This window comes from Acinetobacter sp. YH12096 (assembly GCF_013419215.1).
Classification (GTDB): Bacteria; Pseudomonadota; Gammaproteobacteria; order Pseudomonadales; family Moraxellaceae; genus Acinetobacter; species Acinetobacter amyesii.
Genome location: NZ_VPAM01000045.1, coordinates 1 through 21,647 on the forward strand (window position 1 = coordinate 1; position 21,647 = coordinate 21,647).

25 protein-coding genes are annotated in these 21,647 nt (G+C 41.9%); 15 read left to right on the forward strand and 10 right to left on the reverse strand.

Translation table 11 applies throughout. The features are described from left to right. Positions 1-161: 161 nt before the first annotated feature. The 3 genes from pncA to mhpT all read right to left on the reverse strand — a co-directional run bounded on the left by pncA (position 162) and on the right by mhpT (position 2,634). Positions 162-812, reverse strand: a complete 651-nt coding sequence (gene pncA, locus FTU36_RS14795) for a bifunctional nicotinamidase/pyrazinamidase (protein WP_078193259.1) — start codon at positions 810-812, stop codon at positions 162-164. 70 nt (positions 813-882) lie between these two features. Then, a complete protein-coding gene (locus FTU36_RS14800) occupies positions 883-1,272 on the reverse strand; it encodes a hypothetical protein (protein WP_180118418.1) in 390 nt (129 codons plus the stop codon). A 150-nt stretch (positions 1,273-1,422) separates the two neighbouring features. Continuing rightward, entirely contained in the window at positions 1,423-2,634 is a 1,212-nt protein-coding gene (gene mhpT, locus FTU36_RS14805) for a 3-(3-hydroxy-phenyl)propionate transporter MhpT (RefSeq protein WP_078193261.1), read from the reverse strand. Positions 2,635-3,357: 723 nt separating this feature from the next. Here mhpT and dapA point away from each other — a divergent pair. From dapA to purC, 3 genes are read left to right on the forward strand one after another with little or no spacing between them, the layout of a single operon-like run. Beyond that, positions 3,358-4,257 (forward strand): 4-hydroxy-tetrahydrodipicolinate synthase, encoded by a 900-nt coding sequence (gene dapA, locus FTU36_RS14810; protein WP_078193262.1) that lies wholly within the window; start codon positions 3,358-3,360, stop codon positions 4,255-4,257. Between the two features lie 15 nt (positions 4,258-4,272). Continuing rightward, positions 4,273-4,878 carry a lipoprotein-34 precursor (NlpB) gene (locus tag FTU36_RS14815; RefSeq protein ID WP_078193263.1) on the forward strand — a complete coding sequence of 202 codons (606 nt, stop codon included), beginning with the start codon at positions 4,273-4,275 and terminating at the stop codon, positions 4,876-4,878. A gap of 36 nt (positions 4,879-4,914) precedes the next feature. After that, positions 4,915-5,634, forward strand: a complete 720-nt coding sequence (gene purC, locus FTU36_RS14820) for a phosphoribosylaminoimidazolesuccinocarboxamide synthase (RefSeq protein WP_078190626.1) — start codon at positions 4,915-4,917, stop codon at positions 5,632-5,634. Positions 5,635-5,973: 339 nt separating this feature from the next. Here the strand turns inward: purC and FTU36_RS14825 are convergent, their stop codons facing one another. After that, positions 5,974-7,245 carry a replication-associated recombination protein A gene (locus tag FTU36_RS14825; protein WP_111885104.1) on the reverse strand — a complete coding sequence of 424 codons (1,272 nt, stop codon included), beginning with the start codon at positions 7,243-7,245 and terminating at the stop codon, positions 5,974-5,976. A 252-nt stretch (positions 7,246-7,497) separates the two neighbouring features. On the opposite strand from FTU36_RS14825, the gene FTU36_RS14830 reads away from it, so the two are divergent. Both FTU36_RS14830 and FTU36_RS14835 read left to right on the forward strand, forming a co-directional pair. Then, on the forward strand, positions 7,498-9,294 hold the full coding sequence (locus FTU36_RS14830) for an EAL domain-containing protein (protein ID WP_180113684.1): 1,797 nt from the start codon (positions 7,498-7,500) through the stop codon (positions 9,292-9,294). Between the two features lie 20 nt (positions 9,295-9,314). Then, entirely contained in the window at positions 9,315-9,791 is a 477-nt protein-coding gene (locus FTU36_RS14835) for a DUF523 domain-containing protein (protein WP_180004334.1), read from the forward strand. Between the two features lie 27 nt (positions 9,792-9,818). On the opposite strand, the gene FTU36_RS14840 is transcribed toward FTU36_RS14835, so the two are convergent. Then, entirely contained in the window at positions 9,819-10,271 is a 453-nt protein-coding gene (locus tag FTU36_RS14840) for a YcgN family cysteine cluster protein (RefSeq protein ID WP_168379729.1), read from the reverse strand. Positions 10,272-10,438: 167 nt separating this feature from the next. Between FTU36_RS14840 and FTU36_RS14845 the strand changes: the two genes are divergently transcribed. After that, entirely contained in the window at positions 10,439-10,597 is a 159-nt protein-coding gene (locus tag FTU36_RS14845) for a DUF1328 domain-containing protein (RefSeq protein ID WP_005006601.1), read from the forward strand. 171 nt (positions 10,598-10,768) lie between these two features. On the opposite strand, the gene murJ is transcribed toward FTU36_RS14845, so the two are convergent. Both murJ and ampD read right to left on the reverse strand, forming a co-directional pair. Next, positions 10,769-12,310, reverse strand: a complete 1,542-nt coding sequence (gene murJ, locus FTU36_RS14850; protein ID WP_180022314.1) for a murein biosynthesis integral membrane protein MurJ — start codon at positions 12,308-12,310, stop codon at positions 10,769-10,771. Positions 12,311-12,396: 86 nt separating this feature from the next. Continuing rightward, a complete protein-coding gene (ampD, locus tag FTU36_RS14855) occupies positions 12,397-12,969 on the reverse strand; it encodes a 1,6-anhydro-N-acetylmuramyl-L-alanine amidase AmpD (RefSeq protein WP_078190631.1) in 573 nt (190 codons plus the stop codon). A gap of 199 nt (positions 12,970-13,168) precedes the next feature. On the opposite strand from ampD, the gene nadC reads away from it, so the two are divergent. Next, on the forward strand, positions 13,169-14,014 hold the full coding sequence (gene nadC, locus FTU36_RS14860; RefSeq protein ID WP_111885101.1) for a carboxylating nicotinate-nucleotide diphosphorylase: 846 nt from the start codon (positions 13,169-13,171) through the stop codon (positions 14,012-14,014). A 73-nt stretch (positions 14,015-14,087) separates the two neighbouring features. Here nadC and FTU36_RS14865 read toward each other — a convergent pair whose 3' ends face one another. Both FTU36_RS14865 and rph read right to left on the reverse strand, forming a co-directional pair. After that, positions 14,088-14,261, reverse strand: coding sequence for a hypothetical protein (locus FTU36_RS14865; RefSeq protein WP_180049681.1), 174 nt, complete (start codon positions 14,259-14,261; stop codon positions 14,088-14,090). Positions 14,262-14,473: 212 nt separating this feature from the next. Further along, on the reverse strand, positions 14,474-15,190 hold the full coding sequence (gene rph, locus FTU36_RS14870; RefSeq protein ID WP_078190634.1) for a ribonuclease PH: 717 nt from the start codon (positions 15,188-15,190) through the stop codon (positions 14,474-14,476). 176 nt (positions 15,191-15,366) lie between these two features. On the opposite strand from rph, the gene FTU36_RS14875 reads away from it, so the two are divergent. Then, positions 15,367-16,044 carry a TetR family transcriptional regulator gene (locus tag FTU36_RS14875; protein WP_078190635.1) on the forward strand — a complete coding sequence of 226 codons (678 nt, stop codon included), beginning with the start codon at positions 15,367-15,369 and terminating at the stop codon, positions 16,042-16,044. Between the two features lie 59 nt (positions 16,045-16,103). On the opposite strand, the gene FTU36_RS14880 is transcribed toward FTU36_RS14875, so the two are convergent. Then, positions 16,104-16,721, reverse strand: a complete 618-nt coding sequence (locus FTU36_RS14880) for a thiol:disulfide interchange protein DsbA/DsbL (protein ID WP_078193271.1) — start codon at positions 16,719-16,721, stop codon at positions 16,104-16,106. A 182-nt stretch (positions 16,722-16,903) separates the two neighbouring features. Between FTU36_RS14880 and ubiG the strand changes: the two genes are divergently transcribed. The 7 genes from ubiG (at position 16,904) to FTU36_RS14915 (ending at position 21,448) form a co-directional block, all read left to right on the forward strand. Then, the gene (gene ubiG, locus FTU36_RS14885; protein ID WP_078190637.1) at positions 16,904-17,614 is read left to right on the forward strand and encodes a bifunctional 2-polyprenyl-6-hydroxyphenol methylase/3-demethylubiquinol 3-O-methyltransferase UbiG; all 711 of its coding nucleotides are present in this window, start codon (positions 16,904-16,906) and stop codon (positions 17,612-17,614) included. Continuing rightward, complete coding sequence (locus FTU36_RS14890; protein ID WP_180118420.1) at positions 17,614-18,312, forward strand: HAD family hydrolase; 699 nt, start codon at positions 17,614-17,616, stop codon at positions 18,310-18,312. Before ubiG ends, FTU36_RS14890 begins: the two co-directional genes overlap by 1 nt. Before the next feature lie 36 nt (positions 18,313-18,348). Further along, a complete protein-coding gene (locus FTU36_RS14895; protein ID WP_180022987.1) occupies positions 18,349-19,098 on the forward strand; it encodes a YciK family oxidoreductase in 750 nt (249 codons plus the stop codon). A 169-nt stretch (positions 19,099-19,267) separates the two neighbouring features. After that, the gene (locus FTU36_RS14900; protein ID WP_180063057.1) at positions 19,268-19,687 is read left to right on the forward strand and encodes a hypothetical protein; all 420 of its coding nucleotides are present in this window, start codon (positions 19,268-19,270) and stop codon (positions 19,685-19,687) included. 232 nt (positions 19,688-19,919) lie between these two features. Then, on the forward strand, positions 19,920-20,075 hold the full coding sequence (locus tag FTU36_RS14905; RefSeq protein WP_168379727.1) for a hypothetical protein: 156 nt from the start codon (positions 19,920-19,922) through the stop codon (positions 20,073-20,075). A 310-nt stretch (positions 20,076-20,385) separates the two neighbouring features. After that, complete coding sequence (locus tag FTU36_RS14910; protein WP_180008591.1) at positions 20,386-20,796, forward strand: RcnB family protein; 411 nt, start codon at positions 20,386-20,388, stop codon at positions 20,794-20,796. 241 nt (positions 20,797-21,037) lie between these two features. Continuing rightward, positions 21,038-21,448, forward strand: coding sequence for an RcnB family protein (locus FTU36_RS14915; protein ID WP_111885092.1), 411 nt, complete (start codon positions 21,038-21,040; stop codon positions 21,446-21,448). Positions 21,449-21,647 lie beyond the last annotated feature (199 nt).

Below are 21,647 nucleotides of genomic sequence, written 5' to 3' on the forward strand. Positions count from 1 at the left end.
ATAATTCAAGTGAATTTGTTTGAAAGAAGAACTTTAAAAGCTTTATTTTCACCCGATAAAATACCCATAAAACAAGAGGAAGCTCAAATGAGCTTCCTCTTGTGAAAAATTGTGGGACAGCAGTGACACCCTTGTGCCTTTTCTCAACTGAGCCCACTGGGTCATGCCAAAGATAATGCCTGTGCATGCTGCTGCACAATATCTTTCAGGTAAATACGCTTCACCCCATTCGCCAACATGTCTTGCCATGCATGCTGTAAAGAACCCTGTAAATCGATCCCTTTGGTCAAATCAGCAATCACAAAAGTTTCAAAACCAAGCTTACGTGCATCCATTGCCGTCCATGCAACACAGAAATCCGTGGCAATGCCCACCACAAAGACTGTATCAATACCACGTTCGCGCAAATAGCCCGCCAAACCTGTTGAAGTTTTCTGATCTGCTTCCATAAAAGCAGAGTAGCTGTCGATATGCTGATGAAAACCTTTACGGATAATTAGCTGCGCCGTTGGTAAATTTAAATCAGGATGCAATTCGGCATCCTGTGTGCCTTGTACACAATGCGTCGGCCACAGTACTTGCGTTCCATAATTCAGCTCTATGCTGTCATAAGGTACATGCTCAGGATGATTTTCAGCAAAAGAGATATGGTCGGCTGGATGCCAATCTTGAGTCAGCACAATATTCGTAAAGTATTGCCCCAGTTGATTAATCCCTGGAATAATTTGATCGGCATTGGCAACAGCCAACTGACCACCCGGGGTAAAACCATTTTGTACATCGACCACAATCAGCGCTGTATTTTTTTGCATATCTCTCCATCCGTTGTCATGCATTGTCGGCGACTCTACTGATTCGCTCATATTTTAAAAGCCTTAGTATTCAGTCCTGTGCATAAAAATAAAATGACTGTCCTTCCTGACAATACCGATACTTGGGCAAATGCTCAACCAAACGCTGTGCAAAGCGTGGGTAAATACGGGCTTTTCGCCGAGTCGAGGCATGAAAATAAAAATATCGCGGTTGATGTTGAACGATATATTTTAATAAATGGCTGCGTGTCTGTTGCATGACCTCAAACGCATTAATATTTTCAGCAACATCTTCTAGGGTAGGTTCATCGGCAAAGGCCAACCACGCATTTTGTCTCGGCTGTTGGCGATTTCTTTGAAATACAGGTTTGAGTTCCAAGATAAATTCGTATTGATGTAGATACAAACTGAATTCACGTTGATCAACTTTAAAAATTGCGACCAGTTTTCTTGCTGACATAGCCCCTCTACGTTGATTTTTTATTTTCTCTTTCTGCTGTATTTTTACATAAAATACATTTATTTATCTTGGTTTAAAGCATTAGCGCGACTTCAATTGTCGCCATAAAAAAGCCCGCAATATGCGGGCTTTTTTGATATGACATGTTCCTTAAGATGGAATACGACGTACCAATAACAACATAAATATTGCAGAGATTGCGATACATGGAATTGCCGCGGTAATCACCCCTGCCGCACCAAAACCTGCTGCCAATAACTGACCCGCAATTGCAGGGCCTAACATTGCACCGACACGACCAACAGCTGAAGCGACACCAACACCCGTACCACGTAACTGTGTTGGATACACGATACCACCGAAGGCATACAATACACCTTGGCAACCAATCACGAATGCACCGACTAAAGCTGACGCCATGTACATTTGGGTCAATGAACCTGCACCATTCAGCGCAAATAGACCTGCCAAAATACCGCCGTACATCAAAATGATCACATAAGCTTTCTTCCAACGGTCAGTCAACATACCTAAAATGATCGTACCAATGGTTGCACTCACCATGAAGTAGAACTGCGCAGTTGCACCATCTTTACGAGTGAAACCGAGTTCGGTGAACAACGACGGTAACCAGCTCAACATGATGTACACCACCATCAAGGTGAAGAAGTAGCTCACCCAAATTGAGAAAGTACGTAAACGGTTTTCTGTGTTAAAGAGGTTTTTGAAAGCACCTTGTTGCACTTCGCCATTGGCGGTCGCTTGAACCGCTTGATCTTTGGCTTTCAAGAATTCACGCGATTCGGGCAGGAACCAAATCATCAATGGAATCACAACAATCGGTAATAAACCACCTAAATAGAAAATATTTTTCCAGTTTGCACCGAAGTCCGTCATTGCAACTAATGACAAGATTGCCGCACCCACAGGCATACCACAGTACATCAAACCGACTGCACGGCCACGATTTTGTGGCGTTACCGCTTCAGATGCCAAGGTAATTAAAATTGGCATTGCTGCACCTAAACCTGCACCTGCAAGAAAACGTACAGCGAGTAAGCTATGGAAGCTATTTACCCATACCGTACATAAGGTAAAGATGGCGAACATCCCTGTAGACCAAATTAATACTTTTTTACGGCCCATTCGGTCTGCAATCCGACCACCCAACAAAGCACCAGGTAATAATCCTAAAATACCGGCACTAAAAAACACCCCTAGCTGCGAGCTATCCAGCCCGAAATATTCACGAATCCCTGCTGCTGCAATACCTGCAGCCTGAATATCCAGACCTTCGATTACGGCAATAAGGAAGCAGATTGCTACCGTGACAATAGCATGCTTATTATCTGACTTTTCCATTGGAGAATCCTTGTTGTCATCAGCGTTCAAATTAAGTCGCATCATCGCTGAGCCTTATAAAGGATATAACTACCAATAAGTTGAAGCCTTTCGTCCAAAATTGGATTACGTGCATGGTGTAATAGTTTTTGTGCTTTAAGTCACAAAGTCGTAAAAACAATTAAAAATTTAAAATAAAAAAATATGAATCGTGCAATGAACAGTCAAATCAAGCGATCTTTTTAAACACTCATAAAAACATGTCTATTTCTATTAGATATAAAAAAGATTATTACCCAAGTTTTTAACAATCATTTGTAATAAAACCCGAGCGAATTGATATAGTTTTTAAATCTTTAGTCATTGTTATTTAATCTTAAATTCTGATTAAAAAGCACGGAATACACATAGATCAACCTTTTGCTGATGATTTAATCAATCCCATCAACCATGCCAACCCTCTCGATTGAATAAAACATTTTCAAGATTCAGCCCTTGCTGAACAATTTTCAGGCTGCAAAAAAACCGCTATTTTACACTTGATTGTTTTAAGTTTGATTTGTATAAAGAATTTTATGGCTTTGACCAAAGCATATTGTTCTTATGCGTTTGATCAGTCATAATTTGCGTAAGCATTATTCAATTTGGGTATAGCCCAATGAACATGCTACAAATCAAAATTCGAAACCATCCAGAAATCAATATTTCATCTTGTCGGATGGACAAATAGGATAGCTTTTCAAAATGACTCAGCAAGCTCAGACCATTCAAGGTTCAATTGTCGCAATCGTCACCCCAATGTTTGAAGATGGCAGCGTAGATTGGAAGAGCCTCGAGAAGCTGGTTGAGTGGCATATAAAGCAAGGCACCAATAGTATTGTTGCTGTAGGGACTACAGGTGAAGCTTCTACCTTGAGCATGGCCGAACACACTCAGGTGATCAAAGAAATCATCCGTGTGGCGAACAAACGCATTCCAATTATTGCCGGCACAGGTGCAAACTCAACCCACGAAGCGATTGAACTCACCAAAGAAGCCAAAGAATTAGGTGCAGATGCGGCATTATTAGTTACACCATACTATAACAAACCTACCCAAGAAGGCCTGTATCAACACTACAAAGCGATTGCTGAAGCTGTTGATTTACCTCAAATTTTATACAATGTACCTGGCCGAACCGGTGTAGACATGCACAACGACACCGTGATCCGTCTTGCTGATATTCCACAAATCGTGGGCATTAAAGACGCCACTGGCGATGTTCCTCGTGGTCAAGAACTCATTGAAGGCCTTAAAGGCAAAGATATGGTGGTGTACTCAGGTGATGATGCAACGGCTTATCAGTTAATGGGTTTAGGTGCTAAGGGCAACATTTCGGTTACTGCGAACGTGGCGCCAAAAGAAATGAGCGAAGTGTGTGCAAGCGCTTTGGCGGGTGACGCAGTCCAAGCCGAGCAACAAAACAATACTGTTGCAAATTTACATCAAATTTTATTTTGCGAATCGAACCCAATTCCTGTGAAATGGGCACTTCATGAGATGAACCTGATTGAAACAGGCATTCGCTTACCATTAACACCCCTTGCAGAACAATATCGTACTCCGCTTCGTGAAGCACTCATCACTGCGGGCGTTATCAAATAAAGAAGAGCAAACATCATGCAATTACGTTTAGGACTTAGCCTGGCACTTTCAGTATTTACATTAGCCGGTTGTAGTTCACTTGCCTTTAATAATGGCACACTGGACTATAAACAAACTACAGATGTTGAACCGCTGAAATACCCTGAAGGGTCAATGGTTCGTCCTGCAACGCCTTTGTATCCTGCTCCATCAGTTGACCCGCTAGCAATTGAGCATGCACCAAAGCTTGAAAATAAGCGTGGCAATCGCTATGCCCTTCCGCGTCCAGCCGCGGAAAAAAATAATGTCGTCGCAGATTCCTCAACAGACAGTACAAATATTAGCCGCCCTCAACTATTGGTGGATGGAAATCAAAATCCACTGATCAAAGTTGAAGGAAATTCTGCTACAATTTGGCAATACACACTTGCTACCCTCAGCAGCCTTAACCATACCATTGTTGGTCAGAGCAAAAACCGTTACGAAGTAACCGTCAAGGTCGATCAGCAGACCTATGTCTTAAGACTTTCTTCTGTAGGTTCAAGCAATAACATCGCTGTGTTCAATGCCGATAACAGTTTTGCAGACAAAGAAAAAGCTGCAGATCTGTTAGCTCAGATTTACCAAAATTGGCCAGCCTAGTCGTACTAGGCATTTTTTCTCGAAAAAGGTTCCCTCATGTTAAAACAAACCTTGCTCTATACTGGTAAAGCGAAATCTGTTTATGAAACAGATAGTTCTGACCACCTCATCCTAGTTTTCCGTGACGATGCTTCTGCATTCAACGGTGAAAAAATTGAACAACTGGATCGCAAAGGTAAGGTGAACAACCGTTTTAACGCCTTTATCATGGAAAAATTGGCTGCGGCTGGTATCGAAACTCATTTCGAAAAACTTCTTTCTCCAACTGAAGTTTTAGTGAAAAAATTAACCATGGTTCCTGTAGAGTGCGTAATTCGTAACTATGCAGCAGGTTCACTTTGCCGTCGTTTAGGCGTTGAAGAAGGTAAAGAACTTACTCCGCCAACTTTCGAATTGTTCTTCAAAGACGATGCGTTAGGCGACCCAATGGTGAATGAATCACAAGCGATTGCATTAGGTTGGGCGACTGCAGAACAACTCGCTCAAATGAAAGAATTGACTTATAAAGTAAACGAAGTACTTAAAGGTCTATTCGATGCAGGCAACATGCTGCTTGTTGACTTTAAACTTGAATTTGGCGTGTTCCACGACCGTATCGTACTAGGTGACGAATTCTCTCCAGACGGCTGCCGTCTATGGGACAAAGACACTAAGAAAAAACTCGACAAAGACCGTTTCCGTCAAGGTTTAGGCGGTGTAGTTGAAGCGTATGAAGAAGTTGCTGCACGTTTAGGTATCGACCTTTCTGATATCTAAGTCGTTCATCGATTTAAAAAACCGAGCTCTTTAGCTCGGTTTTTTTAATTAAATATTACTCGATTAATCCATGATCGAAAAAACAAATGTTAACCATAAAAATCCTCTGTTTCACATTTACCCACGTTCACACTAAGATAGCTACATACCAGGCAGCACGAGGATCTATAAGTTTCCAATGTGTATGCCGACCAGATTTTCCATCTACCCTCTAGGATATATTTCCCCAAAGACATCCTATTTTTTCAGCCCAGCTCGCCTTGAGTTGGGCTTTTTTTTGCATGAAATAGACATAAAAAAGGGCGCCGAAGCGCCTTCCCATTATGATCATTCAAATTATTACTGCTGTTGTTGTTGCATCCAACGTCGTTGCTGCAAACGCTCACCTTCAACTTCACGTTTATTACGTGCAGACTCATACAGCTTAGTGCCTTTCAGTTCAGGCGGCATATAATCCTGCATGACAAAATGCTCAGGATAATTATGTGGATATAAATAGTCCACGCCATAGCCTTGCTCTTTCATCAATTTGGTTGGTGCATTTCTCAAATGTAGTGGCACAGGTAGATTCGAGGTTTTTTCTGCCAAATCTAAGGCTTTGTTGATGGCCAAATAAGTACTGTTACTTTTAGCACTGGTTGCCAAATACACCGCACATTGCCCCAAAATGATTCGACATTCAGGCATACCAATTGCCTGCACAGATCGGAAACATTCTCCAGCCAACAGTAAAGCATTTGGATTTGAGTTGCCAATATCTTCAGATGCCGCAATCAACATACGACGGGCAATAAAAACAGGATCTTCACCACCTTTGAGCATTCGAGCCATCCAATACAAAGCGGCATCTGGATCACTGCCTCGAATCGACTTAATAAAAGCCGAAACTAAATCATAATGCTGTTCGCCCGATTTGTCATAGCGTGCAATATTTTGCTGCGCAACTTTGACCACCACCGCATTGTTAATGATATTTTCTAAGTCTGGCTCAAACGTACTGGCAATTAAATCTAAAAGATTTAATGCTTTACGAGCATCACCTGCGGCAAATTGAAATAAAGCTTCATATTCTTCGATTTGAATATAACGCTCTTTTAAAAACGAATCTTGCTGAATCGCTTGATCCAATAAGCGCTGAATTGCGTCATTATCCAGAGCATTTAAGGTATACACCTGACAACGCGACAATAAGGCATTATTAACTTCAAATGAAGGGTTTTCTGTGGTTGCACCAATCAGGGTAATTTTGCCCTTTTCAACTGCATTCAGTAAGGCATCTTGTTGTGACTTATTAAAGCGATGAATTTCATCAATAAACACCACAGGTGTCAATAAATCTCCACCATCGGCGATGATTTCACGTAACTCTTTCACCCCAGTATTGAGCGCAGATAAACTAATAAATGGTCGGTCAACGGCCTGCGCTAACAACAATGCAATTGTGGTTTTACCTACACCCGGAGGTCCCCAAAAAATAATCGATGGCAAATGCCCTTGGTCAATCATCTGGCGTAACGGTGCATCTTCACCCAAAAGGTGATCTTGTCCAATAATTTGCGATAAATCATGAGGACGCATGCGTTCAGGAAGAGGAATTTGGCTGTCTGACATCTTATTATTTCGTTTCCGGCAATTGGGGACGTTTTTTCTATTCTAACACTGCCTTGGCAGAATCTTTGCTTTATTCGATATTCAATTTAAGAGGCTGGTTTGATGTCATTATTTAAGTATCTTGCATGTAAAAATCCTTAGGCGAATGTTAACTATAATGTAACAAGAGATCTTATCCCTTATCGATCAAATTAAAGTATGATCGGCTAGATATCCCATTTTTAGCTTGCCTGACCCAATTGGACAGATTGTATGAAGCAATCATTAAAGCAAAAGCAAATACCTCAAGTTCAACAAGGCATTGATCTATCTATATATTCATTTCAACAAATGCCTCAAGCCAAGAATATACAATTACAACATACCCAATGTGCAGAATTACGAGAAAAACTCGACAGCCGTAATCAAATGTTAGATGCCAGTGTCGACTGTATTAAATTATTAAGCCTAGACGGTCATATTCTGCATATGAACCGCGCTGGTTGCTTAGCTCTCGGTGTGTCGCCGACTGAAACTGAGTTTGGTATATCATGGCACAAATTATTGCCTGAAGAAGTCCGCGACGCGTGTCTGAATGCTTTTGCAGAAGCCAAACAAGGAAAAACTTCTCGCTTTGTCGGCATGAGCCAAGTGGCCGATGAACCCATGGCTTATTGGGATAACATGCTCAGCCCAGTATTCAACGAATATGGCCAAGTCAAAGAAATTCTCTGTGTCTCCCGTGATATTACGGTACAGCGACTGGCGGAAAATAAACTCCAACGGATCATTGAACAGGATGATTTAACAGGTTTATTAAACCGCCGTGCCTTTAGTCGAGTCTTTAAAAGTCACTTAAGAGTGGCACGAGAACATCAGCAACAACTGGGTTTGTTATTGATCGATCTAGATTATTTTAAGCATATTAATGACACCTTAGGTCATAGTGCCGGAGATCATTTACTGCATACCCTTGGGCAGCGTTTTCAGCACTGTTTTGATGCAAATATCGTGGTTTCACGCTTAGGTGGCGATGAATTTGCCATTTCTATTCCTAACTTAAAATCGCAACAACAATTAACAGATATTGCCAGCATCGCCTGTCAGCAAATGGATATGCCGATTTTCTATAATGGACAAAGCATCAATATAGGTATGAGTATTGGCTGCGCGATCTACCCACGCGATGCACAAAATTCCTCGAATTTACTTAAATGCGCAGATATTGCACTGAATGATTTAAAAGGCAGTGGTCGTGGTGGGGTGCGAATGTTCAACCACACCATGTTCAAAATCCTTGAAAATACCACTCGTCAATTAACGCTAGCGCGCAGCCTGATTAAGTCCAATCAAATTATTCCGTTTTATCAACCCAAAGTTCGCCTTTCTGACAGTCAAGTGGTCGGCTTTGAAGCTTTGCTGCGTTGGTACGATAAAGACCAACAATTACAATTACCTTCTCAAATTTTTGCTGCATTTCAAGATTATGAATTGGCTTCACGCATTAGTGAAACGATGCAAATTAAAATCTTTCAAGATATTCAAAAATGGATTGAACTCGGACTACAACCGCTACCAATTTCAATAAATGCTGCCCCTGTCGAATTTTTACGTGATGATTATGCGGAAAAACTACTGAATCGCTTAAAGCAGTTTGGTATTTCACCGGACATTATTGAAGTCGAAATTACCGAGCAAAGCCTGTCGGAACGTGGCTCAAATTATGTGATTCGCGCCCTCAATTTATTGAAAGACCATGGCATCCACATTTCTTTAGATGATTTTGGTACAGGTCATTCATCATTAACACGTCTAAGTAACTACCCTGTCGACTGTATTAAAATCGACCGTAATTTTGTGGAACGCATGCACACCGACTGTTCAGCACTAGCCATTGTCAAAGCGATTACCCAAATTGGTGCGAGTGTTTCCCTGAATATACTGGTCGAAGGTATAGAGAAACCGGAACAGGTCGATACCTTAAAAGAATGTAATTGTCATACTGGACAAGGTTTTTACTTTTATCGTCCGCTCAGTTATGACCATGCGATGGAACTTTTGAGTCACTAAAACTTGTGGAGCAAGACACGATGACACTGAAGTATTTAGTCAGTGCCTGTCTGGCAGGCCAACCCGTTCGTTATGATGCCAAATCAAATACACAACAAGCAATTTGCCAACTGATGCAGACTCACCAAGTCATTACGGCCTGCCCAGAAATGATGGGCGGCCTGAGCTGTCCACGTTTTCCTGCAGAAATTCAAAATGGTCAAGCCACTGATGTGCTCAATGGTACAGCCCAAGTCAAAGATGTCTTGGGCACAGATGTCAGTGCTGAATTTATCGCGGGTGCCCACCGCATGTTGGAATTGGCCCAATTGCATAAGGTTGATGTGGTGGTCTTAAAAGATCGTAGCCCGTCGTGCGGCAGTCATTATATTTATGATGGCACCTTTACGCGTACAAAAATTGAAGGCTATGGAGTAACCACAGCACTCCTCAAACAGCATGGTTTTCAGGTTCTGTCAGAACAAGACTTTCTGGCCATGATACAAGATCAACTCTAGCCCCAAGATAGAGCGTATCTGTGTCCTTTAGCGTACCCAACGCACAATATAATCTTCAATATCATCAGGGTTGACGTCTTCTTCACTGATGCAACGCCCTGCGGCAGACTTTCGTGCCTTCAAAATACTGTCACGACTTCCCGTCACGAGATGATGCCAACGCGGTAAATCTTTACCTTCAGAAATTCTACGATAAGCACAGCTCGGCGGTAGCCAATGAAATTGGTGAATTTGTTCAGGTGTCAGCTGTATGCAGTCTGCAACGTGTGATTTGCGATTTGGATAATCGGAACAACTGGCAGTTTCACAATCTAAAAGTTTGCATGCCACTTTGGTGTATGCCACCTCTTGCGTATCTTCATCTTCAAGCTTGATTAAACAACACAGCCCGCAACCATCACAGAGGGACTCCCACTCCAAATGAGTGAGTTCAGTCAAAGCATGCTTTTTCCAAAAATGTGGGCGTAGAGTATCGGTCATCTTCTCGCTCGCAACGAAGGTGGCAGGCATATTAACTGAACCCGCACATAAATTCCTTGTTTAAGTTACCGAATATTGAACATTAAATAAACAAAAGAATACATAGCATGCTTTCTGTGACTTCTATACTGATGAGACAGAATAAAAAATCACATGGAGATAAAACTATGTTCCGCTGGGCTATTATTTTCGCTGTAATTGCATTGATTGCGAGTCTGCTAGGTTTTGGTGGTGTTGCAGGCTTATCCAAAGACTTTGCTGTTATTCTTTTGGTTATTGCAGTCATTCTCGCAATTGTTGGTTTCCTCTCTCGAGGAAAAGTTTAGGCGACTGAGTGACTGATTCAATGTCGTTTTAAACTACAAATTACTCCCCTCAGACTCATGAATCAGAAACCTATGTTTTTATCATCTTGAGTCTCAATCAAAAAAATAAGAGCCTATAGGCTCTTATTTTTTTACATCAACGTCAAACGCATTACGCTGTAGGTTTTAGCTTTAAGGTTTTAAGTGACGAGGTCTAAAGCCGGTTGCAATTAAAGCAATCCCATAAGCAGCAATGCCAATCACACATAAGATGATCACTTCCGCGACACGCATCCACGCAGATACATCACCGTTGTACCATGTTAAGCCATACCACAGTGCAGCAATCATCACAGCATTGGCAATCGCAAACTGAATCACCAATTTTTTCCAATGCGCACCAAAACGGAAAATATTGCGCTTATGTAAATAAAAATACAGCATCCCTGCATTCACTAAAGCGGAACCCGATGATGCCAATGCCAAAGCCATATGCTCAGCATGCCAATCAATCAGTTTAAAGAACCCAATAAACACCACGTTAAGAATGGCATTGGCTGCGACCGCCATTAAACCTACACGTACTGGAGTTTTTGTATCTTGCTGCGCATAAAACCCTGGTGCAAACACTTTGATGAGCATGAATGAAATCACACCAGCACTCATACATTGCAATGCTAATGCAGTCATTTGTGTATCTTCAAAGCTAAATTGACCACGTTCAAATAAGGCCTGAATAATAGGTGTCGAAAGCATGAACAGCGCAATACTGGCAGGCACACCCACCAAGATAATGACTTTAGCCGCCCAATCAATCATACGACGGAATTTTTCTTGATCTTGTTCAGCATGACGCGCAGACAACGAAGGTAAAATTACGGTACCAATGGCCACCCCAATCAAACCTAAAGGCAGCTCGGTCATACGCTCAGCACTATACAGCCATGATACTGAACCATCTTGCATGAAAGACGCCCAAATGGTGTTCAACAGCAGGTTGATCTGCGTCACTGAGACACCAAACAGCGCTGGCAGCATCAACTTCATGATGCGATCAACACCTTCATGTTTGAAGTCAACTTTCGGTGGAATCAGTAATTTTTTACGCCATAGCTCTGGAATCTGAATCGCCAATTGTAAGAAGCCTGCAGCGACAACAGACCAACCTAAAGCCATAATTGGCTCAGCCATATAAGGGGTTAACCATAGCGCACCGGCAATCATCGCGACATTGAGTAACACTGGAGCGAACGCAGGTGTACTGAATGAGCCATAACTATTCAAAATACTACTGGCAAATGCTGTTAAGGACATAAACAGTAAGTAAGGAATCGTTAGGCGAAACATATCGGTGGCTAACGCAAACTTGTCTGCATCACCATGGAAACCCGGTGCATAGATATAGATAATCGCGGGTGCGGCCACCATCGCGATGAACGTCAAGCTGGTCATCACTAGACCTAAACAGCCAAAAACACGGCTAATCAGAATCTGGACTTCGGCATGGGTTCGACTGGTTTTATATTCAGTCAATACAGGAATAAAGGCTTGTGAAAATGCCCCTTCTGCAAATAAACGCCTAAAAAAGTTAGGAATACGAAAGGCAACCACGAAGGTATCGAAGTCTTTACCTGCACCAAATACATTTAACAGGACAATATCCCGTACCAGTCCCAATACACGGGACAACATAGTCATTGCACTGACAATAACTGTCGAACGCCAAAGCGCCATCGGTATTTCTCACTTTTGAAAGTGCGCCTATTGTAATGAAACTCGTCAAGGAATTTCATTGGTTTATTAAACGCAGTGTGTATTGTTTATTTGTTTTTAAAATGATGCAGCTGTTGACGAAAAGCGTTCCACTCAAAAAATGGACCCGGATCAGTTTTACGTCCCGGTGCAATATCTGAATGCCCTGCAATATGTTGTTGAATTTTAGGATAAGCCTGTTGTAAACACGCCACGACCTCGGTCAGCACAGCATATTGTGCAGCTTCAAAAGGTAAATCATCACTTCCTTCGAGTTCGATGCCTATCGAATAATCATTACATTCTTTTTGTGCTAAATAGGTTGAACGACCTGCATGCCAAGCCCGATCATTAAAATTGACAAACTGTAGGACTTCACCCGTACGCAGAATCAATAAATGTGTCGATACTTGCATCCCTTCAATGGTTTGAAAATAAGGATGTTTCGACCAATCCAACTGATTTTGGAAAAATTGTTCGATATAACCACCTCCAAACTGAGAAGGTGGCAAACTAATATTATGAATGACAACAAGCTGAATTTCGGTATCTTCAGGACGCTGGTTAAAATTCGGTGATGGAATTTGACGCGCACCTAGCAATTGCCCATCCTGCACCTGAAATGTTGTTGCTTGTGACATAAAAGAATCCTGTGTCTAAGCCGGCCTGCAATGCTGCAGATCAAAATGCCGAGCCCTACTTGAAAGTTTTAATGCTAAAACTTTCACATTGAAATCTCAATTCAAGTCTGTGAAAGTAGTTAAAAATCGCTCATTTTTCAGGAACAATGCTAATATAACGCGCACATTTTCCTGAGTTAAAAAAGATACGGAACTTCTTATGAGCATATCGCAATCTTTGCTTGAACAATCAATCCAAATCAATATTCAACACGCACTACAAGAAGATATTGGCGAAGGCGATATTACTGCCCTATTAACTCCAGAAGATGAACAAGCCACTGCAACGATTATCAGCCGTGAAGAGATGATCTTGGCGGGTCAGCCTTGGGTCAATGCGCTCATTCAGGCTTATGATGCCGCTGTCCAAGTCACTTGGTTGAAAAATGATGGTGACCGTGTGGCCGCAGGCGAAGCCTTTTTAAAACTCGCAGGTTCTGCGCGTAGCTTACTTACGGTTGAGCGTCCAGCCTTAAATTTTGTGCAAACATTATCTGCAGTAGCGACCAAAACTGCTGCCTATGTCCAGCAGCTTGAAGGTTTGCATACTCGTCTACTCGATACCCGTAAAACCTTGCCAGGCCTACGTATTGCACAAAAATATGCGGTTGCTGTCGGAGGTGGTCAAAACCATCGCTTAGGTTTATTTGATGCGTTTTTAATTAAAGAAAATCACATCATGGCAGCAGGTGGCATCCAACAAGCGATTGCCAAAGCACACCAGATTGCACCGGGCAAACCTGTGGAAGTGGAAGTCGAAACTTGGGATGAACTCAACCAAGCGTTAGAAGCAGGTGCGGATATTGTGATGTTGGATAACTTTAGTCAGCAACAAATGATTGATGCCGTTAAACATGTGAATGGTCGCTGCAAACTTGAAGCCTCAGGCAATATCACTATTGCAAACTTACGTGAAGTGGCAACGACAGGGGTCGATTATATTTCGATGGGTGTGCTCACCAAAGATGTCACAGCGATTGATTTATCTATGCGCTTTAATGCCTAACGCTCTAGACTTGCTCTAAACATAAATAAAGGGTGCTATTGCACCCTTTTTGATGCTTAACCTCTAGCATGACTTAATCATCATCTTGCTGTTGTTTAGCTCGTTCAGTTTCATGTTCAGAATCCTTTTCATGCTCCGCATCGTCTTCATGCTGCTCGCGCTCATCTTGATCATCGTCATGATCTTTTGAGTTTTCACTTTGTTCAGAAAAACGACCACCTTCACGCTCTTGAACCTGATTTCCCAAAAATCACAACCACTGATCAAAAATACGCTGAATAAAGAAAAATGCATCATCCAATTTTTCATTTTTAGTCCTTCAAAGCATCCTGATTCTATTAATTTGAGTCAAAGACACGCTGCTTAATAGGTGATTCTTGTTGGATTTTCTATATTCAGCGCATAAAAAAACGCATCCGAAGATGCGTTCTTTATTCAGTTTAAACTGAATCAAACAACTTACCAGCCTAAAGCTTCTTGTTGTTTTTTGATCAATTCTTGAATGCCTTTTTCAGCCAGTTCAAGCATTTCATTACACTGTGTACGTGTAAATGGTTTGTCTTCTGCTGTACCTTGAAGTTCAATGAACTCACCAGCTTGTGTCATCACTACGTTCATGTCTGTTTGGCAGCTTGAATCTTCTTCATAGCAAAGATCAAGTAATGCTTCGTCTTGATACATCCCTACAGAAATCGCAGCAACTAAACCTTTTAATGGATCTTGTTTAATTTTTTTATTTTCAAGCAAGACATTCATTGCATCGACCAAGGCAACTGCTGCACCTGTGATTGATGCTGTACGTGTACCGCCATCTGCCTGAATCACATCACAGTCGATGCTGATGGTATTTTCACCCAATTTTTTCAAATCGACCATCGCACGTAAGCTACGACCAATCAGACGTTGAATTTCTTGAGTACGACCGCTTTGTTTACCACGTGCCGCTTCACGGTCAGTACGTGTATGTGTTGAACGAGGTAACATGCCATATTCAGCAGTCACCCAACCCTGACCTTTTCCTTTAAGGAAACGCGGCACTGAGTTGTCGACACTTGCAGTACAAAGAACTTTTGTATGACCAAATTCAACCAATACAGAACCTTCCGCATAACGTGTGTAGTTACGGGTAATTTTTACTTCACGTAATTGATCTAATGCTCGTTGGTCGATACGCATAATGAGTCCTTAATCTGACAAAATTGATTGCGGCACATTATAACAGAAGGTACAGCCAGATTCGGGACGCATTCGTGTGCATTTACAAAATCCATTCATCCAAGTTTTGATAGGCCCATCGTACGACATCAGGAAATTTGTTAGACTGAAGCCACGCAAAATTCAGGACGAATTGCATGTCGATACGGGAAGAACGTAAGCAACAAAGTCGTAAAGCTATCCTTGATGCAGCGCTTGCATTGAGTACCACAGGCCGTTCTTTTAGCAGTCTGAGCTTACGCGAAATTTCCCGTCATGTCGGCTTGGTTCCTGCTGCGTTTTATCGCCATTTTCAGGACATGGATGAGCTCGGTTTGGAACTAGTCGACCAAATGGCCCTGCACCTTCGCAATGTACTCAATCAACTGAGTCAGCAATGCTTTCAAGCACCCGATGCACGTACACGACAGAGTCTGGATTATTTATTTCATGCCGTTGAGCAATTTCCTGAGGCATGGATGTTTCTCATTGCAGAGCGTTGGGGTGGTTCAGCTTCCTTAAGACAAGCCATTACACGTGAATTTAATTTTCTCAGTACTGATTTGGCCCATGCACTGGCTCAAGTTGAAGCGACTCAACACATTCAATCCGAACAAGACCTCAAAGTATTGGGACAAATTTTGTTTGAATTGGCCTTAAGTTGGGCAATGCAGTGGATTGACTTACATCGACATGTTGAGCTTCCACAACGTACGGATGCGCTACAACAATTTCGCCGCCAAGCTCAGACTCAAGTTCAGCTCTTATTTCGTGGCATTTTGCATTGGGATCGATCTTTGGCTCAAATCGCTGATCCACAAAATTTATCGACCTAAAACGCAAAATATGCCTGCATAAAAAAAGCCGCATCGAGTGCGGCTTTTTCAAAACACTGTTATTTCGCTTTACGTTCTTTATCAACAAGGAATTTCACGATTTCAACGGTACGGGCATCTTCACCTTGTACGATGTATTTACCATTGACGGTAATCGCAGGCACGCCGCTCAATTGATATTGAGCTGCTAAGTTTTTCGCTTGAGCAATTTTTGAAGACACAGCAAATGATTTAAATGTGCTGTTAAATTTCGCTTCAGGAACACCATAACGGGTGTAGAACTTCGCAAATGCGCCTTGTTCTAAGATATTTTTCTGACCCACATGAATGTCATGGAACAATTGTAAATGTGCTTTTTGACGAACACCCAGTGCTTCCGATGCATAGTAAGCACGCGCGCCTTGTTCCCAAAGTGGATTCATTGCTGCAGGTGTACGGACAAAACGTACATCTTTAGGCAATTGCTTTAACCACGTTTGCATATGCGGTTCTAATGTAAAACAATGTGGGCAGCCATACCAAAAGAACTCACGGACTTCGATTTTACCCGGACGTTCGACTTTAATCGGTTTTGGAATAACTGTGTAATCAGTCCCCGCGACAAATTGCGCTGCCATCGCACTGCCAGAAAAAGCCAAAATAGCTGTTGTAATCGTGCCTAAAAGGAATTTTTTCATTGAACTTATCGTCCTCAAAATCATTATGATTAGTTTATGGCAACACTATAAATCAAATCTGTCGATTTCGTTTTCATTCTGTGAACTTTTTTAAGGCTTTTATCGCTTTTTTTTCAGGACGCGCTACACTAACTCCCATAAACTTTTTTCTAAAATATAAAGACTTGATTGAGGTGCAACCGATGTCGCAATTGAATGTTGATCCACAAGAAATTGCCAAATTTGAAGCTTTCGCAGCCATATGGTGGGATCAGCATTCTGAGTTCCGCCCTTTGCACATGATTAATCCCCTGCGTTTGAACTGGATTGATGAGCATTCAAATGGTATCACTGGCAAGAAAGTATTAGATGTGGGCTGTGGCGGCGGTATTTTAGCTGAAAGCATGGCACGTCGCGGTGCGCAAGTATTGGGTATCGACATGGGCGAAGCGCCGTTGAATGTTGCACGCTTACATGCCGAACAAGAAAATGTACAAAATATTGAATATCGCCAAGTACCTGTAGAGCAATTGGCAGAAGAGCAAGCAGGTCAATATGACGTCGTCACCTGTATGGAAATGCTCGAACACGTACCCGATCCAGCTTCGATCATTTTAGCCTGTCAAAAGCTGGTAAAACCGGGTGGTCATGTGTTCTTCTCGACCATTAACCGTAATCCTAAAGCCTATTTGTTTGCGATTATTGGTGCGGAATATGTTTTACGCATGTTGGCGAAAGGCACTCATGATTATTCGAAGTTTATTAAACCTTCAGAATTAGCTCATGATATTCGTCAAGCCGAGTTAAAACTCAAAGATATGACAGGTTTACATTATAACCCGATTACCAAACGCTATTGGCTCGCACCGAATGTGGATGTGAACTACATGGTTCATACGGTGAAAGAAGCCTAATGAAAGCTGTACTCTTTGATCTTGACGGTACACTGATTGATACCGCGGCTGATTTTATTCGTATTATTCAAGACATGTGCCGTGACAAAGGCATTGCGGTGGTCAGTGCTGACGACATTCGTGTACAGGTATCTGAAGGCGCGCGTGCCATGGTCAAACTGGTCTATCCAGAGTTAGACGTTGAAGATCCTATCTTTCTGGCACATCGTCAACGCTTTCTAGATCTGTATGGTGCTGATATTGCAGTTGATACCGATCTGTTTGAAGGCATGTATCCACTACTCGCAGAGTTAGAACAACATCAAATTCCGTGGGGTATTGTCACCAATAAGCCGCGTTCACTCAGTGAAGCGTTGCTCAAAGCGTTGAATTTGACTGAGCGCTGCTCGGTATTGGTTTGCCCAGATGATGTCAGTAAAACCAAACCAGACCCAGAGCCGATGTATTTAGCCGCCAAGCACATTCATCTAGATGCTCAAGACTGTATCTATGTCGGTGATCATCCACGTGATATCGATGCCGGTCGTAATGCGCAGATGTACACAATTCTTGCGGCTTATGGCTATTTACCTTTACAACACAAAGATGACTTAACAGCTTGGCATGCAGATTGTATAGTGAAGACTGTTGCTGAATTGCATGAAGTCATTCATGATTTGGTTATCAAACCGAAAACGCTAAACACAGCGACTTTATAACGATAGAACACAACACAATAAAACGAGGAGGTACGGATGAAATATTCAGAATATCAACCTCGCCCCGATCTGCTCAAAGATCGCATTATCCTGATTACAGGTGCGGGCGATGGTATTGGCCGTGCGGCTGCCCTCAGCTATGCCTTACATGGCGCAACCGTGGTTTTACATGGACGCACACTGAATAAACTAGAAGTGATTTACGATGAAATTGAAGGATTGGGTGCCCCCCAACCGGCGATTTTACCGCTACAACTGTCTAGTGCCTCTCCTCGTGACTATGAGCTATTGGTCGACACCTTAGAAAAGCAATTTGGTCGCCTAGACGGCATTTTGCATAATGCCGGGATTTTGGGTGAGCGAACTGAACTAGAACATTATCCTGTGGATGTTTGGGATGATGTCATGGCGGTGAACCTTCGTGCGCCCTTTGTACTGACTCAAGAGCTGATGCCCCTACTGCAAAAATCTGAGCATGCCTCAGTGGTCTTTGCCAGTTCAGGTGTGGGGCGTGAAGCCCGTGAACGTTGGGGCGCGTACTCGGTTTCAAAAATTGCCATTGAAGCCGTAAGCACATTGTTCGCTAAAGAAAATGTACATCCGAATATTCGCTTCAACTGCATTAACCCAGGGGCAACACGTACTGCCATGCGTGCAAAGGCGTATCCAGACGAAGATCCAAAAACTTTGCCTACGCCTGAAAGCATCATGCCTGCATATTTATATTTAATGGGTGACGACAGCTTGCATTTAACCGGTGCCAGCATAGATGCCCAAGATGAATAAGCTGAAAGCCAATTTAAAAAAGGAAGCGCGAGCTTCCTTTTTTTATGTCTTGAATCTTTACAACGCATCATTAACCGACTGATTTTGCAGTGACCACGCGAAAGTCGACTTGAGTTTTTAGCAAATTTGCCGATACTTGGGGCATTCTTTAAAAACATTGGATTGATACATGTCTGACTTTAGCAATATTACAGTGACTCCAACTGAGGATGGCATGGTTAACCTACTGGTCGATGGTCAACCGATTTCAGCAAAATATGGGATGAAATTCGACCCGAGTATCGTGGACGATTTAAAAGGATTAGATGTCGGTCAAAATGCAAAATTATTTGAACAATTTATTTTTTCGCATACTGACTTAAACTTTGAGCATGCCTATTTCTATATCACTTGCATTCAAAAGCAAGAAGCAGGCTTTCAAGTGATCACTAACTTTGTTTATCGCATTATTGCGCAAGATCAAGCACCGTTTGAGCATGTGATTACCAAACAAGGTGCAGCAATGACACCTGAAGATATTAATGAATTTATTCAAGCTCATATTCAAAAATCATTAACGGATTATACTGACCTGAAATACGCATACTAAGTGTGTTCCAAGTGAAAAATTCATGTTTAAAAAGGGCCATTTGATGCCCTTTTTTTAAACCCTTAGATTAGCATTTGAAATTCAACAAGCTTTGATCAATAGACAGCTTCATTACCCAACTTTCCATTGATCGTATTTTTAAATTATTTTTATAATAATATTCGGTTTTTCAAATTAAGTATAAAAGCATAGACTGCTTGCCATGACATAGACCGACGGCAAGGAGACCCAAATGGCTGATCAAACACGCAAAATTGAAACCATTCGTTCAATTGAAAACTTACAACTGACTGAAAATTTGATCTCTGCAATGGACGATGCCGAGCAAGCTGAATCTGTGGCTCAAGCGATTTATTCACTCCAATGCCTCAATGAGCAGTGGTACTAAAACCCGGATTTACTCACCTTTTCCAGTCCAGTATCTCTACCCCATTTGCCCATCAAGACTTGATGGGCGTTTTTGATCGTGCTTACAATAGACCTCAAATTTGATCAAGACTGCATTGCAAGGATAAAAAGCACGCATTATCGGACCATCGCTTTCAATATGGAAAGATTGTTCTCAGCGCGAAATTTATCGCATAATATCCGCAATCTCTTCGTTTTATTTAAAGAAATATTCATCTTTCTTCACAGTTTCTCTGCATTTAATGCGTACAGTAGTGATATTGAAGATAAATTACTCATGAGGGTTGAACATGAAAAAGATTTTGCCAATTTTGGCTCTTTCTTTCAGTGCTTTAATAGCAAGCAGCATCACGTCTGCAGCGCCTCACTTCAAGAACGATGAACGTGGCTTTGATGGCCCACGCGGCAATGCATATGGTCAAATGAAAAAAGATCGTGATTTCCGTGGTTATCAGGACGATGACGATCTTGAAGATCGACGCCGTATGCGTGAACAACGTGGAGTCAAACGTTTGCAACAACATAAATGGCAAACGGGCTATGTGATGCCACAGCATTATCGTGGTAATGGTTATAAAGTCGATTATAAAGACCATAACTTACCTAAACCATCGCGTAATCAGCAATGGTATAAAATCAATAATGACTACATATTGGTCAACTCAGATAGTAACAGTATTCTGAAAATTTTAGGTATGTAAGCCATTTTGAATTAAATTTCGCCATATTTTTTAAAGCCCAGATTAACTCTGGGTTTTTTTATGAGGTTTTTCAACATTTAACCGAAAAGCCTGATGCTGCCTAGCTTTCAGGTCATTTGCACACCTTCAAATTTCCTCCATACATTTCACAATTCAACTATATTACCCCCACGCTTTCTCTGAACTTTCTCGCTAATTTTGAATCATCGAAAAACAGATTAGAAATGTATAGAGGTGTCCCATGAACAAAATCGTATCGACTTTAGTTCTTTCAGTATCGGCTTTAATGGCAACGACAGCAGCAATCGCTGCACCAGACCATCGTCAAGATGACCGCCGTTACCATCCGTCATACCAACATCAAGACAACCGTTGGGACAAAGATCACCGTCCGAGCAATTGGAATAACAACAACCGTTATGACAATAATCGCTACGACCGTAATGACTTTCGTCGTGTAAATCCAAGCCGCGATTGGCGTGTTGGTCAAAGCTTTCCTCGTTATTTCGATTCAAGCCGCTACAAAGTGAGTGATCGTGAAGCGCGCCGCTTACCGAACACCGGTCGTTATCAACAATGGTACAAAATCAATGGTGACTACGTGTTAGTCAATGATCGTACCGATCGCATCATTCGCATTAAGAATGGCTAATCATTCGACGATCTCTTAAGTCCCTTTCCCAACACCTGAACACTGTTCAGGTGTTTTTTTATCAAATAGAGGGTAAAACTCTGTCCTTCAGGTCAGAGATATAAGCGACACGACCTGAAGTGTCGTTTGATTTAACTAAGGACTATTTTCCTTGAGTTTTGATTGTTAATATAAGTACATGAAAACCCTTAAATTACGT